Here is a 13,689-nt window from a genome sequence, read left to right as displayed (position 1 = left end):
ACTTTTTAAAAATGCCTGCAATTTAAGCAATAAAAGGAATTGTGTGGATATGTGAATAACCTAAAAGTTATCCACATTTTTGTTTGGTTTTTATTCATCGTCAATTTATCAATGAGATTCAGGAACACAATTCAAACTGGAATTTATTGGTATTGTCCCCTCTCGCACACTGATAGCTTTGTTTTTTATTTACAATCTTCCAGACTTCTTGATCACGCTTTAACTCATATTCGGTACGAATAGCTGCAACAGAATCATCTAATTGGGCTTGCTCAACAGTGATTTCCGCATCTGTTGGGTTTTCTGCACGATTAAACTGCTGATCAATTTTGAGATTAGTTTCATCATGAAATAAATTTGGTTGATCGAGTAAAACCGCATGTATTGCCGTACTTTTTTGTACCGCTGCTTGTTGCTGTGACTGTGCAATCGGCTGATTACATGCGGCTAAAAATAAGCTACACCCTAAAACCATCCAAATTTTATACATTTTGTACCTTTCCTATTTACCACATGCATTTATGCTACTATGCAAAACTGGATTTCAAAGCAACAAAATGTATGTGACTTATAAGAGATTTGTTGTATTTATCAATCATTTGAACATCATCACAAGTCACTAAAAAAACAAATTTTATAACATGAACATCACCACGGATTAGGCATCACCAATGTCAGATTTAGCAAAAAAATTAGCAATTATTTTAGTCATCAGTAGTACGATTGTCGGCTGCTCTAAAAAAGAAGAAGGTACTGCAAGCGATGCATCTGTAGCGACAGAAAGTGCAGCGCCCAATAGTGAAACAATTCGAGCAAATGCAGCAAAAAATCCTGAACAGCTAGTCAGCACACAACAAAGTGCTCTCGAACAAAATCGGCAATTAATTAAAAGTGCTGAATTGAAATTTGAAGTGAACGATGTATTAAAAACCACATCTACACTTGAGCAACAGTTATTGCAATACAATGGCTATATTGAGAATAAGCAAATTGACTATCAAGTGAGTGACCGTTCTCAACATGATCGTATCGATGGAACCGTGGATATTTATGAAAAAATCACGCCGACGGTACAACTGACAGTACGTATTCCAAATGATCAGGTGACAACATTTCTAAATCATTTACTGCCTTTAATGCTGAACTTTAATACACAAAGCTATGAAGCAAAACGTTATGAATTAAAACTGTTAGAAGAAAAACTCAATACAGCGAACCAAAGTAATAGCGCATCTAATGCAGTAAATAATCAATTACAACAGCTTACTGATTTAGAAGTAAAAGATCGCCTAGCGTATAGCACCATTCGTTTAGAATTTTTCCAACAGCCAAAAGTGCGTAAGAGTCATGACCTCAATATTCATCGTATTGCATCACTAGACAGCGATCCATTACTCACCCGAATAGCCGAAGCATTCAAAATCGGACTATCATATTTTAAAGAAACGCTCATCTGGTTGATCCAATTTTGGGCATTTTATATAGTGATTATTGCAATTTGGTTGATCCGTCAAGCCTATAAAACACGAAAGCAGAACCCATAATTATTGATTTTTAGTCAATAGTATTTTGCTTATTTATACATTTTTACTCACGAATAGATTCTCTAAAATGTGTCCAAGTTTTAGAAATCAATTTTTGAGTTTAATTTTATGAGCAATATTTTAATTATTAATGGTGCTAAACAATTCGCTCACTCGAATGGTGAATTGAATGACACCTTAACTGATTTTTCCGAATCACATTTAAAAACCTTAGGTCATACGGTACAAGTAACACGTACCGACAGTGACTATGACATCCAAGCAGAAATTGAAAAATATTTATGGGCAGATGTGGTGATCTATCAAATGCCAGGTTGGTGGATGGGTGCACCATGGACAATGAAAAAATACATTGATGATATCTTTACGATTGGTCATGGTTCACTTTATGCCAACGATGGACGTAGCCGTTCTGATGCTTCTAAAAAGTATGGTTCAGGTGGCTTGATTCAAGGTAAAAAATACATGTTGTCGTTGACATGGAACGCACCAATGGAAGCGTTCACTGATCCTGACCAATTCTTTCACGGCGTGGGTGTAGATGGCGTGTATTTACCTTTCCATAAAGCCAATCAATTCTTGGGTATGGAATCATTACCTACATTTATCGTGAATGATGTAATCAAAATGCCTGATGTCCCAAGCTACATCGAAGCTTATAAAGCACATTTAGATCAGGTTTTTGCGACTGCCAATTAAGAGAGAAATCCTATGTTGACAATTATTGCAGAAATTCAGACACATGCAGGTGCAGAACACCGCCAAGCAGTGTTAGATGCTTTCCAAAAAATCATTCCAACTGTATTGGCAGAAGAAGGTTGTCACGGCTATGCCCCATTGATTGATCATCTACCAGCGATTGCGATGCAGACGCAAGATGAAAATAGCATTGTGATGTTAGAACAATGGGAAAGTACCGCTCATCTAGAAGCGCATATGCAAACGGCACATATGTTGAAGCATTTTGAAGCGACTAAAGACCATGTGGCTGATGTCAAAGTTCGTATTTTGGAAAATGGGATTTAATAGATAAAACCATTAACCTGAGTTCGAAAATAATATGATACTCGGAAACGTCATCCGCAACTGTTTGAGACAGGACTTCATTAATAAAATGATGTTTCTGCGATTTATTAAACTAGTTGATGGTAGTCAACGAGTTTTGCGGATGACAATGCCTTTCCCTACTTTGGGCGAAACCAAAGTAGGGCGAGCCGCAGGCTGATCCTGAAATTAGATGAGCACTCGGCAAGACCCCGCCAAGATAATTATTTTTCAATGAATTGGAAAATATATAAGTCCAACCAAGATGGTGAGTAAAAAAATTTTACTGATAATAATGCTGCTTTAAATGACGACTATATTCCGTTAAATAACGCTCTAAGCCCTCTCGACGATCAGCTTTTTGCATCTCTTTAGCAGCCAAATGTTCAATCTTTGTTTCCAACAAATGAAGAATTGCTGCTTGTTTCACTTCAGGAAGTTGAGCTTTTTCTTTTTGCTGTTTTTTAATTTCCAAATAATCTTCTGCCCAATGACGTAATGGATCATGCTCAGAGACTTGGGCGAATAAATCGGTAATCAATAATTCAGGCATGACTTCTTGAGTCGCTAACTCTGCCGACATCAAACCACGGATCGAATAAAATACTTTCTTATAAGTAAAATTATCCGCAGTTTGCATCACTTTCATACCGCCTTTCGCCAGCGATAAGTAGTGGTGATATAGCGCACTATAGTCGACTCGCTCAATCAGTCCATCGCGAAAGCTTTGCCATTCTGGAAAAGCATTAAAATAAACAATATGTGCTCTGACCCATTCCAATACCGTTGGGTTACTTTTTGCCAATAAGCCAAACATTTTGTCGAGATCATAAGAAACGAAATCAAAATCACCGTCCATGATTTCGATTAGATCACGGTACTTTTTATAGTCAAAATATTGATCTTTGCTCGGCAAATGGAAGCCACGCACATCATAGTCACTGTCAGGGCTAGCCATACCCCATAGACGACTCCCACTTTCGATATAAAATAGTGGAATATCTTGGTGTTGTTCGAATAGTTTTTCGATTTCTTGGTGGATGTTCATATTTCTCTCTAACATTCGATTAAACGAGAATTTTATTATTTGTAACCTGTCAATTTGATTCTCTACCCTTAGTTTGTCCAATAAAAAATAGTATTTTTAATTTACTAGCTAAGTTAACCTATAACACATCAGTAAAATAGATAAATCCTATCCGTTCATTTTTTAAGTTATGGAGCTCGTAATTCCTAAAGAAATTTAATTCTCCGTCATAACAAAGAAAATTTATCTCACAATGAATAAGCTCTCCTAATATCCATGAAGAGAAGTCTTTGAATATAAATGAACAGGAGTAAAATAGATTTCCAATTTTTACTCTCAACATAATACGCATACACTTTATATTATGTTCATTATAAAAATGATCAATATAGTCTCCATATACTTGATCACTCTCTAGATAAATATAAGCTTGAGTTTTCATATTGGTTTTATAAAAAAAGCGCATCTTTCGATACGCTTTTAACAGAACTTCTTTTATTTAATCAAGCATTAAAGATCAAATAATTTCCCTGGGTTCATAATTCCATTCGGGTCAAATGCCAACTTCAATGCTTTCATATATTCAATTTCTTCAGGCGAACGTGAATATTCTAAATATGGTTTCTTAGTCATCCCTACACCATGTTCAGCAGAGATCGAACCATCATATTTTTTCACAGTCTCAAACACATATTTATTCACCACCTGACACTTCGCAAAAAACTCATCTTTAGTTAAGTTTTCAGGTTTTAAAATATTTAAGTGCAAGTTACCGTCACCAATATGACCAAACCAGCAGATTTCAAAGTCTGGATAGTTGTCTGCAACGATCGCATCAATTTCTGAGATAAACGCTGGCACATGCGTAATCAACACTGAAATATCATTCTTATAAGGAATATACGGCGCAATTGACTCTGAAATATCTTCACGTAAACGCCATAAGCTTTGAGCTTGTTCTAAGCTTTGGCTCATTACGCCATCAATCACCCAACCTTGTTCCATACAATGCTCAAAAATCTGCATTGCTTTGTCCATAATCGGCTCATATGGCGCTTCAAATTCGAGTAATACATAGAATGGGCAAGTGGTTTCAAATGGACGCTGTACATGTCCACGATCCAAGACTTTTTGCATTGCCACTTCACCAAAGAACTCGAATGCCGTTAAGTCGATTTCTTTTTGGAAAGCATGTAATACAGGCATCACCGCTTCAAAGTCAGGCGTACCCAATACCATGACTTGTAGGTTTTGTGGTTGACGCTCAAGCTTAATTTCAGCTTCAGTGATTAAACCTAATGTACCTTCACCACCGATAAATAAATGCTGTAAGGCATAACCTGTCGCATTTTTAATCATGCCTTTGTTTAAACGTAAAATGTCACCTTTACCCGTCACAACCGTCAAACCAAGTACCCAATTACGCGTCATGCCATATTTAATAACCTTAATACCGCCCGCGTTTGTACCAATGTTTCCACCGATTTGACTTGAACCTGCCGAAGCGAAGTCGACCGGATAATACATACCTTGCTCTTCAGCATAGTTTTGTAATTGTTCAGTCACCACACCTGCTTGCACACGTACCATACGATCTGCTGGATAGAACTCAATAATTTGGTTCATCTTGTCAAAACTAATAACAATTTCACCATTAGTTGCAACTGCACCTGCAGATAGACCTGTGCGCCCGCCTGATGGCGTAATCGCAACATTAAACAAATTTGCAAGTTTCACAATTGACTGAACTTGTTCAGTGCTTGATGGAAAAACGATGACTGATGGGTTCGGATCAAAATGTTTAGTATGATCTCGTCCCCAATTTTCTAAACTGTCAGCATCGGTTTTAATACGGTTTTCACCTACAATTGCCGTCAATTGGGTCAATAATTCAGGTGTCAAAGCGACTGAAGCATTCATCGTTTACAGGCCTAGCAAGAAGTAAATATAGGGCTTTTGGATGACAACATAATATTTTTCAAAACCTTATACACAAAGGTCTGGAAACATCCAAAATATAGAAACGCTAGCGAAAGCATCAAACTTTCAATTGATCAGTTTGATTATCGTATTTCTTTATTTTACATGTAAGCAAGCGAGGGATAAAGCACAGGATGGCAATAGTGTCATAACAAAATGTGTATAAACACTAAAATTCATTCGAAACTGAAAAATTCTCAATATTTATGCTGAGCTAATTTTAAACGAAATATCTATATCTCAAAGCTCTATGCTATGATACTGCAACTAAATTTTGGCCTTTGTAGCGGAGCCGTAATGAGCCAACATCTATCACTACCGAAAGACAAAATCCGTTTCCTTTTGTTAGAAGGTGTGCACCAAAATGCCATCGATACATTAAACGCTGCGGGTTATACCAACATCGACTACCACAAAACTGCACTTGAAGGTGAAGCTTTAAAAGAAGCGATCAAAGATGCTCATTTTGTTGGTATTCGTTCGCGTACTCAATTGACTGAAGAAATCTTTGAAGCAGCGAATAAATTGATTGCGGTAGGTTGTTTCTGTATCGGTACCAACCAAGTCGATTTAAAAGCAGCGATGTCTCGTGGTATCCCTGTTTTCAACGCACCATATTCAAATACACGTTCGGTTGCAGAATTGGTTCTTGCTGAAGCAATTTTATTACTTCGTCGTGTACCTGAAAAATCAAAAGATACACATGCAGGCGGTTGGAACAAATCTGCGGTTGGTTCTTTTGAAACGCGTGGTAAGACTCTAGGTATTATTGGCTACGGTTCAATTGGTTCACAACTTTCAGTTTTAGCTGAAAGCTTAGGTATGAAAGTTTGCTATTATGATGCGGTAACTAAATTACCGTTAGGTAATGCACGTCAAGTGGGTTCATTGGATGAGCTTTTAGAAACTGCTGATGTAGTTTCTTTACACGTTCCAGATGTTCCTTCTACACGTAACTTCTTCAAAAAAGAACAGTTCGCGAAAATGAAAGAAGGTTCGATCTTCATTAATGCTGCACGTGGTACATGTGTGATTATTGAAGATTTGGCAGATGCGATTAAATCTGGTCACATTGCTGGTGCAGCGGTCGACGTATTCCCGAAAGAACCAAAAGCGAATGGTGAAGAATTCCAGTCTCCACTTCGTGGCTTAGACAACGTGATTTTAACACCGCACGTGGGTGGTTCTACGATGGAAGCGCAAGCAAACATCGGTTTAGAAGTTGCTGAAAAATTCGTTGCATATTCAGATAAAGGTATGACACTTTCTGCGGTGAATTTCCCAGAAATCGCATTACCACTTTCTGATGGCCAACACCGTTTACTTCACATCCACAAAAACGTGCCAGGTGTGTTGTCTAAAATCAATACATTATTTGCTGAACAAGGCATCAACATCTCTGGTCAGTCTTTAATGACCAAAGGTGATATTGGTTATCTAGTTATGGATGTTGACGCATCTGCTTCTCAAGAAGCTCTTGATACCTTAAGCCAAGTTGAAGGCACAATTCGTGTACGTGTATTGTTCTAAGTTAAATTTAGAATAATCTATAAAAAGCCACAGTAATAGCTGTGGCTTTTTTATTCGCATTTGAATTATTATGTGAATAATACACCAATTGTTCAAATAATAAGTTGCTTCTCTAATGTTAAAAACCCCACTTCATGCCTTATTGTTGTTAATGATTGCCATGTTGTGTGTACAAGGAAGCGGTTCTTTAGCCAAAATTCTGTTCCAAAGTTTTCCAGTCCTTACCGTATCAGCCATGCGTCTGTTTTTTGGTGCACTCATTTTAGCGGTAATTTTTAAAATTTGGACCATCAACTTCAAAGTGGTTCGTTGGAAAGCGATTCTCAGCTATGGTTTTGCACTTGCTGGAATGAATGCCTTGTTTTATTTATCACTAGAGCGTTTACCTTTGGGCTTAGCGGTTGCCTTTGAGTTTATCGGCCCTTTAAGTGTTGCACTATTTCATGCACGACAGCGCTATGATTTTATTTGGGTGGGTTGTGCCATTCTGGGTTTGATATTGCTATTTCCTCTACAACAAGCACAACAACATCTAGATTTAGTCGGTGTATTTTTCGCTGTGGCTGCGGGTGCATGTTGGGCGCTATACATTATCGCAGGTCAAAAACCATCAGGTATTTCAGGTAATCATACAGTTTGTTTAGGCATGAGTATTGGTATGCTGTGTTTATTGCCCTTCACACTCGCTGCTGGTGCCATCGATCGAGTCTTTGAACTACCCAATTTATACTATTTTATTGGGCTTGCGATTTTAGCCAGTGCCTTACCTTTTACGCTAGAAATGATTGCATTACGCAGTTTAACCCCACTCAGCTTTGGTACTTTGATGAGCTTAGAACCTGCAGTAGCAGCACTCTCAGGCTTCATCTTTTTGGGTGAAACTTTGCTTTGGAATCAATGGCTCGCTTTAGCAACGATTATAGTTGCATCAATCGGTTGTACTTTTACCACTCAACATGCTCGACAACAGAAAGAGGCTCAATAAAATGTCACCGTATGATCATAATGTCGTTTTCACAGCATATAATCATCGCGCCTATTTTTAGGTCTGTTTACTTTGATTTTGTAGATCTCCCATGAAAAATATTCAGTTGGTCGCTGTGCTATACATGGTTCTTTCCATGGTGGCTTATCAAATCAGTGCCTCATTTGCTAAACAACTGATTGCGACACTTGATCCGCTTACAGTCACAATATTACGCCTGTGTTTTGCGACTATTCTAGTTGCAGTCATGTTCCGTTCATGGAAAGTGATCGCTAAACTGAAATACCTAAAATGGCGAGATCTACTGCTATATAGCGCTTCTTTGGGTTGTATGAATATCTTGTTTTATAGCTCTTTAGGGAAGCTGCCTCAAGGGATTGCGGTCGGTTTAGAATTCATCGGCCCTCTCGGTTTAGCTTTACTTTCAATTAAGCAGCGTAGTGATTACATCTGGGTAGCTTTTGCCGTCTTAGGAATTGTACTGATGGTGCCTTGGCATGATGCAAATACTCAGCATTTTTCTTATCTTGGTGCAGCGTGCGCTTTAGGTGCTGGATTATTTTGGGCATTTTATATTTATTTTGGACATCGAGTTGTACAACAGAATATTGGTATGCATGCCTTAACCATCGCAATTGGTTTATCTGCCCTGACCTTACTTCCATTTGGTCTGTGGAGTAATGCACCTGCTCTACTCGACACTCAATATTGGGGTAAAGCTTTAGTCATTGCAATTCTAGCTACAGCTATTCCTTATGCACTCGATCTCATGGCACTAAAACGTTTAAGTAAACTCAGCTATGGTACGCTTTCAAGCCTTGCACCTGCGCTTGCTGCTTTAGCAGGGCTCGTGTTACTGCATGAACAAATTAGCTTCATCCAGTGGATCGCGCTTGCATGTATTATGATTGCATCGATTGGAGTGACCTTACGTGGTGAAAAATCTCAAACACAGTAAGAGCACTCCTTTCTGCTCATTCTCGTTATAACGAAAATTAGCTATCTGCATTTTTATATTTCTGATATTCAGTAAGATATTTTTTACCTAGTTTTTCCTTTTCATCATCCTCTAAAATTTTTCCAGCTTGTTGGAAAAATTTATGTTCCTCTTCCTTTAAATGATGATGGACTTTTTCACTTAATTGTTTTGCTATCGCTAACCAACTCGGATTACTCATATCAGTTTCTTCTAATTTTTCAACCAGTTCATCCATTTCATGATGCTCAGATAAAGCATGGCGAGTAATGTCTAAACCCACATCATCAAACATTAAAGGAATATATAAATAGCGGTCTTCAGCAACTGAATGCGCATAGAGTTCAGTCTTAAGCTGTTTAAATAAATGTTCCCTTTCTTGAGTATGTCCGCTGGTCTGAATTAATCGTTCAGCTAAGTTACGTTGTTGCTCGTGGCTTTCTCTGAGTGCCTCAAATATATTCATTATTTACCTCTACGATGGCTAGCATAATCAACACTTACTTCAATTCTTTATCTAGTTGATCTGTTTGGCTGAGCTTTCATATTAAAAAATGACCCTTTTTTAAACAGCGATGTTTGCGTAGGTTTTTGTATGGAAAGTTTATTTTTATAGATTAAACTGCAACAAAGATTTGATAAGCCAACCGACAAATTAAAATACTGACCAAAATCAAAAATAAAATACGAATAAAGCCACTACCGTATTTCAAAGCCAAACCTACACCCAACAATGAACCAGCAATATTGGCAGCCGCCATCATAAAACCAAGCTGAAAGAAGATATGCCCCGCAGGAATAAAAAAGCTCAGTGCCGCCAGATTAGTCATAAAATTACCAATCTTGGATAATGCAGAAGCATGTAAAAAATCGACTTGAAGAAAGCGAATAAAAAAGAAGATAAAGAAGCTGCCTGTACCTGGACCAAAGATTCCATCATAGAAACCAATCGCTAAACTACCCAATGCGGCAAAAAATAATAATTTCAGTGTGATGTGTTGATCAACATGTACTTGCCCAAATTGCTTTTTCATAAAGGTATAAATCGCAATCACAATCAGCATGACTAAGACAATCGGTCTTAATATATGAGTAGGCACCAATGAAACGCAGGCTGCACCTACATACGCACTGATAAAAGCAAAAATTGCGATCACCCATAATAATGACCACTGCAACTTTACTCGACGTACAAATGAAAGAGCTGCAGAACCCGTTCCAAAAATAGAGGCAAGTTTATTTGTTCCAAATAATGTTGCAGGAGCCGTTTGTGGTAATGCACCCATTAATGCTGGAATCTGAATTAACCCACCACCACCAACTGCCGCATCAATTGTTCCCGCACAGAATGCAAAGAACACTAGACTCAGAATCAGCTCCCATTCCATCAATATAACCTTATAAATTCAACAAACGTTTTGGCACAAGACGCTTTTTATCTGTAATTTCAGCTAAGCCTAAACAACGCTCACCATCGAATACCAATACTTCAGCAGCAGCTTCGTGCTCAATATTACTTTCTTGACCATTACCAAAATATTTTTCACGCCCTTCGGGTAATTGAACCCGTGGAAAATGTTCAACAGGTGCATAAACAGGCAACAATAATGCATCCCGCTGTTCCTGAGTAAGCCCTTCTAAATATTCGATGGTATAACTTGGATTAATCTCAAAATGCCCTGTTTGAGTACGATGTAATTTTGTTAAATGTCCACCGCAGCCCAAAGCTTCACCAATATCTTCACCTAACACTCGGATGTAAGTTCCTTTAGAACACGTCACATCTAAGGTCAAACTGTCTTCTGTAAAACTTAAAAGCTTGAGTTCATAAATAGTGACTGGACGCGCTTCACGCTCAATTTCAATTCCTTGGCGCGCTAACTCATACAAAGGGCGACCTTCTCGTTTCAGTGCCGAATACATCGGTGGCACTTGCTTGATATCACCACGAAACTGTTCTAGAACCTGTTCAATATTAGCTTCAGTTAATGCGGGTACATCTCTTTGTTGAAGAATTTCCCCTTCAACATCACCCGTAGCAGTTGTTTGTCCAAGTTTTACAATTGTTTGATAACGCTTGGTAGAATCCAATAAATAATGCGAAAACTTGGTTGCCTCCCCTAAGCAAATCGGTAATAAACCTGTTGCAAGCGGATCTAAAGCACCTGTATGTCCTGCTTTCTGTGCATTAAAAAGTCGACGTACTTTTTGCAATGCCGAATTAGAACTTAAACCTAACGGCTTATTTAATAAGAAAACACCACTCAGATGGCGATAAGAGCTTTTTTTCATAAATGAAAAGCCAAACAAGAAAGGTGTATTTTATCAAAACTATTCATCGGATTTTTAAAAATTAAACGCTCAAAAAAACAACATTTATGATAGATTTATTTTCGTTTCCGAAATTAAAAGCAAATGGATTATGCTTAATGAATAAAAATGGAAAAAAAATAGCATTATTATGTAGCTTATTGATCATTTCAGCAGTCACGCTGAGCGTATTGTATTGGTTATATCCAAATCAGTCTCAGCAATCACTTAACTCAACTGATCAATATAGCAACAACAGCAATCCATCACAGCTACATAAAAGCCCAAAGAATATCAATCAACTTGATGCTTCTTTTAATAGCACCAGCCAAATGGATACTGAGATTGACTGCAAATTACAATTCAATAGCGCTCAGCATTTAATTGTGAATGAACACACGCGGAATTGTTTTGAGTATTTTATTTCTCAATATGGCGAGCGAAATATTGATGAAATTCGGCATAACTTTCAGCTTTATATCGCTAAAACATTTCAAGCTTCGCAACAACAGCAAGTTTTAACCTTATGGTCACGTTATTTAGAATATCGCCAAGAGCTCAGTAAATTACAGACTCAACAACCCACACAGGAAAGCTATCAATATTTCCAAGCTATTTTTAATTCGATGCATGATTTAAAACAGCGTTTTTTTTCAAATACTGAAATTGAGGGACTGTTTGGATCAGAGGATATCTATCAACAATACACGCTTGATCGCATGAAAATTCTAGAAAATAACGGATTAGATGCATCAGCAAAAGCAAAACAACTACAACAGCGTTTTGAGCAGCTTCCTCAAGATTGGCAAGACAACCTCAAAGATTTATCTAAGCTCGATGATTTACATTCATTAACTGCACAAATCAAAGCAAGACATGGCTCAAGCCAAGAGCTGCGTGATATGCGTGTCAGTTTAGTTGGCGAGGCTGCTACTCAGCGTTTAGAGCAACTCGATCAACAACGATCTGATTGGAAGCAGCGAGTTCAATCCTATCTTGATGAACGTAAAACAATTGTAGATAGCAATATGAGCACTTCAGCCAAAGATCAAGCAGTTCAACAACTCAAACAAAAACAATTCCAATCAACACAAGAACAACAGCGTTTGCAAACTTTTGAAACTGTCTATGACCAAGGAGGAACCTTACCTTTTAGTAATTAAGAAACATATTAAGGCATTGAAATAACGCTATTTAGCATGGATGCAATGTCTCGTTCGCAAGAACATCAAGACCCATATGAAAACAAAAATCGAGAGAAATATCATGCAAAAACTAATCCGCTGTCTTGCACTATCTATGATAGCAATGGGCGTATCAACAAGTTACGCATCAAATACAACGCAAGTTAAAGACAATAATGTCACATCAACATATGCAAAAACTAAATATCCAATGGTCTTTGTACATGGTGTCGCAGGTTTTTCACGCGTTGGAAGTGATCCATTAGGCGTTGATTATTGGCATCAAATCCTACCTGACCTTGCTCGTAATGGTGCAAATGTCTGGGCGACACGACTTTCACCTTTTAACTCAAATGAAATTCGTGGTGAACAACTAGCGCAACAAGTTGAAGAAATTATTGCGATTACTGGACAACCTAAAGTTAATTTAATTGGTCATAGCCAAGGTGGTCCAACGATCCGTTACGTTGCTGGCATTATGCCGAATAAAGTTGCCTCATTAACTAGTGTAAGCGGAACCCATAAAGGTTCACCCGTTGCCAGTTTGATTATGAAAGTGGATGGAACTGCATTAGGTAGTGCTGGAGCCGCAGTAGTCAACTTCTTTTCAGGCGCAATTACATGGGCACAAGGACTTGATCCAAAAAGCTATCCTCACGATGCTTTAGCCGCTGGACGTAGTATTTCGGTAGAAGGTTCAACCAAATTCAATACACGATTCCCAATGGGCGTACCAACTACAACATGTGGCGAAGGTAATTATCAAGAGAAAGGAATATATATGTATTCATTCTCAGGGACTCAAGCCGTCACAAACATTCTTGACCCACTTGATCCCCTATTTGCAGGTACGAGCCTAATTGTCGATATTAAAGGAGATAATGATGGTATGGTGAGCCGTTGTAGCGCTAAGTTTGGACGTACGATCAGAGATAATCTCCCATGGAATCATGCAGATGAGGTGAATCAGGTTTTAGGTTTGAAATCACTGTTTGCACCTGATCCAATTGATATTTATCGTCAACATGCCAATCGACTAAAATTACAAGGACTATAGAATAGCCATAAAAAAATGCGCCAAAGGCGCATTTTTTTGCTTTACAACAAAG

General features: G+C 38.0%; 14 protein-coding genes. 8 read left to right on the top strand and 6 right to left on the bottom strand.

Annotated features, from left to right (window positions below; translation table 11 throughout):
* Positions 1–118: 118 nt before the first annotated feature.
* Positions 119–490 carry a hypothetical protein gene (locus tag AC0JIQ_RS01585; protein ID WP_004660233.1) on the bottom strand — a complete coding sequence of 124 codons (372 nt, stop codon included), beginning with the start codon at positions 488–490 and terminating at the stop codon, positions 119–121.
* 181 nt (positions 491–671) lie between these two features.
* Here AC0JIQ_RS01585 and AC0JIQ_RS01580 point away from each other — a divergent pair, with 181 nt between their 5' ends.
* The 3 genes from AC0JIQ_RS01580 to AC0JIQ_RS01570 all read left to right on the top strand — a co-directional run bounded on the left by AC0JIQ_RS01580 (position 672) and on the right by AC0JIQ_RS01570 (position 2,570).
* The gene (locus AC0JIQ_RS01580) at positions 672–1,544 is read left to right on the top strand and encodes a DUF4349 domain-containing protein (protein ID WP_474202443.1); all 873 of its coding nucleotides are present in this window, start codon (positions 672–674) and stop codon (positions 1,542–1,544) included.
* A 108-nt stretch (positions 1,545–1,652) separates the two neighbouring features.
* A complete protein-coding gene (locus tag AC0JIQ_RS01575) occupies positions 1,653–2,243 on the top strand; it encodes an NAD(P)H-dependent oxidoreductase (RefSeq protein ID WP_474202442.1) in 591 nt (196 codons plus the stop codon).
* A 12-nt stretch (positions 2,244–2,255) separates the two neighbouring features.
* On the top strand, positions 2,256–2,570 hold the full coding sequence (locus AC0JIQ_RS01570; protein ID WP_474202441.1) for a putative quinol monooxygenase: 315 nt from the start codon (positions 2,256–2,258) through the stop codon (positions 2,568–2,570).
* 301 nt (positions 2,571–2,871) lie between these two features.
* Here AC0JIQ_RS01570 and AC0JIQ_RS01565 read toward each other — a convergent pair whose 3' ends face one another.
* Entirely contained in the window at positions 2,872–3,636 is a 765-nt protein-coding gene (locus AC0JIQ_RS01565) for a nucleotidyltransferase domain-containing protein (protein WP_474202440.1), read from the bottom strand.
* Positions 3,637–4,125: 489 nt separating this feature from the next.
* The gene (locus AC0JIQ_RS01560; protein WP_474202439.1) at positions 4,126–5,535 is read right to left on the bottom strand and encodes an FAD-binding oxidoreductase; all 1,410 of its coding nucleotides are present in this window, start codon (positions 5,533–5,535) and stop codon (positions 4,126–4,128) included.
* A 357-nt stretch (positions 5,536–5,892) separates the two neighbouring features.
* Between AC0JIQ_RS01560 and serA the strand changes: the two genes are divergently transcribed.
* From serA to AC0JIQ_RS01545, 3 genes are all read left to right on the top strand, one after another.
* Positions 5,893–7,125, top strand: a complete 1,233-nt coding sequence (gene serA / locus AC0JIQ_RS01555) for a phosphoglycerate dehydrogenase (protein WP_004660223.1) — start codon at positions 5,893–5,895, stop codon at positions 7,123–7,125.
* Between the two features lie 115 nt (positions 7,126–7,240).
* Complete coding sequence (locus AC0JIQ_RS01550) at positions 7,241–8,110, top strand: EamA family transporter (protein WP_474202438.1); 870 nt, start codon at positions 7,241–7,243, stop codon at positions 8,108–8,110.
* 91 nt (positions 8,111–8,201) lie between these two features.
* On the top strand, positions 8,202–9,068 hold the full coding sequence (locus AC0JIQ_RS01545) for an EamA family transporter (protein WP_474202437.1): 867 nt from the start codon (positions 8,202–8,204) through the stop codon (positions 9,066–9,068).
* Positions 9,069–9,105: 37 nt separating this feature from the next.
* On the opposite strand, the gene AC0JIQ_RS01540 is transcribed toward AC0JIQ_RS01545, so the two are convergent.
* The 3 genes from AC0JIQ_RS01540 to truB form a co-directional block, all read right to left on the bottom strand.
* Positions 9,106–9,552, bottom strand: coding sequence for a hemerythrin domain-containing protein (locus AC0JIQ_RS01540; RefSeq protein ID WP_474202436.1), 447 nt, complete (start codon positions 9,550–9,552; stop codon positions 9,106–9,108).
* 151 nt (positions 9,553–9,703) lie between these two features.
* Positions 9,704–10,474, bottom strand: coding sequence for a TSUP family transporter (locus AC0JIQ_RS01535; protein ID WP_474202435.1), 771 nt, complete (start codon positions 10,472–10,474; stop codon positions 9,704–9,706).
* A gap of 10 nt (positions 10,475–10,484) precedes the next feature.
* Positions 10,485–11,378 carry a tRNA pseudouridine(55) synthase TruB gene (gene truB / locus AC0JIQ_RS01530; RefSeq protein ID WP_474202434.1) on the bottom strand — a complete coding sequence of 298 codons (894 nt, stop codon included), beginning with the start codon at positions 11,376–11,378 and terminating at the stop codon, positions 10,485–10,487.
* A gap of 137 nt (positions 11,379–11,515) precedes the next feature.
* Here truB and AC0JIQ_RS01525 point away from each other — a divergent pair, with 137 nt between their 5' ends.
* Both AC0JIQ_RS01525 and AC0JIQ_RS01520 read left to right on the top strand, forming a co-directional pair.
* Entirely contained in the window at positions 11,516–12,559 is a 1,044-nt protein-coding gene (locus AC0JIQ_RS01525) for a lipase secretion chaperone (protein ID WP_474202433.1), read from the top strand.
* A gap of 103 nt (positions 12,560–12,662) precedes the next feature.
* Positions 12,663–13,637 (top strand): lipase family alpha/beta hydrolase, encoded by a 975-nt coding sequence (locus tag AC0JIQ_RS01520; RefSeq protein ID WP_005219522.1) that lies wholly within the window; start codon positions 12,663–12,665, stop codon positions 13,635–13,637.
* Positions 13,638–13,689 lie beyond the last annotated feature (52 nt).

The organism is Acinetobacter sp. FB (genome assembly GCF_056033405.1).
Note: the sequence above shows the minus strand (reverse complement) of the source record. Positions and strands in the feature narration are given on the sequence as shown.

Bases quoted from the DNA above. Each gene is read 5' to 3' on its own strand.
- AC0JIQ_RS01585 (WP_004660233.1), bottom strand. From the start codon at position 490: ATGTATAAAATTTGGATGGTTTTAGGGTGTAGCTTATTTTTAGCCGCA.
- AC0JIQ_RS01580 (WP_474202443.1), top strand. From the start codon at position 672: ATGTCAGATTTAGCAAAAAAATTAGCAATTATTTTAGTCATCAGTAGT.
- AC0JIQ_RS01575 (WP_474202442.1), top strand. From the start codon at position 1,653: ATGAGCAATATTTTAATTATTAATGGTGCTAAACAATTCGCTCACTCG.
- AC0JIQ_RS01570 (WP_474202441.1), top strand. From the start codon at position 2,256: ATGTTGACAATTATTGCAGAAATTCAGACACATGCAGGTGCAGAACAC.
- AC0JIQ_RS01565 (WP_474202440.1), bottom strand. From the start codon at position 3,636: ATGAACATCCACCAAGAAATCGAAAAACTATTCGAACAACACCAAGAT.
- AC0JIQ_RS01560 (WP_474202439.1), bottom strand. From the start codon at position 5,535: ATGAATGCTTCAGTCGCTTTGACACCTGAATTATTGACCCAATTGACG.
- serA (WP_004660223.1), top strand. From the start codon at position 5,893: ATGAGCCAACATCTATCACTACCGAAAGACAAAATCCGTTTCCTTTTG.
- AC0JIQ_RS01550 (WP_474202438.1), top strand. From the start codon at position 7,241: ATGTTAAAAACCCCACTTCATGCCTTATTGTTGTTAATGATTGCCATG.
- AC0JIQ_RS01545 (WP_474202437.1), top strand. From the start codon at position 8,202: ATGAAAAATATTCAGTTGGTCGCTGTGCTATACATGGTTCTTTCCATG.
- AC0JIQ_RS01540 (WP_474202436.1), bottom strand. From the start codon at position 9,552: ATGAATATATTTGAGGCACTCAGAGAAAGCCACGAGCAACAACGTAAC.
- AC0JIQ_RS01535 (WP_474202435.1), bottom strand. From the start codon at position 10,474: ATGGAATGGGAGCTGATTCTGAGTCTAGTGTTCTTTGCATTCTGTGCG.
- truB (WP_474202434.1), bottom strand. From the start codon at position 11,378: ATGAAAAAAAGCTCTTATCGCCATCTGAGTGGTGTTTTCTTATTAAAT.
- AC0JIQ_RS01525 (WP_474202433.1), top strand. From the start codon at position 11,516: ATGAATAAAAATGGAAAAAAAATAGCATTATTATGTAGCTTATTGATC.
- AC0JIQ_RS01520 (WP_005219522.1), top strand. From the start codon at position 12,663: ATGCAAAAACTAATCCGCTGTCTTGCACTATCTATGATAGCAATGGGC.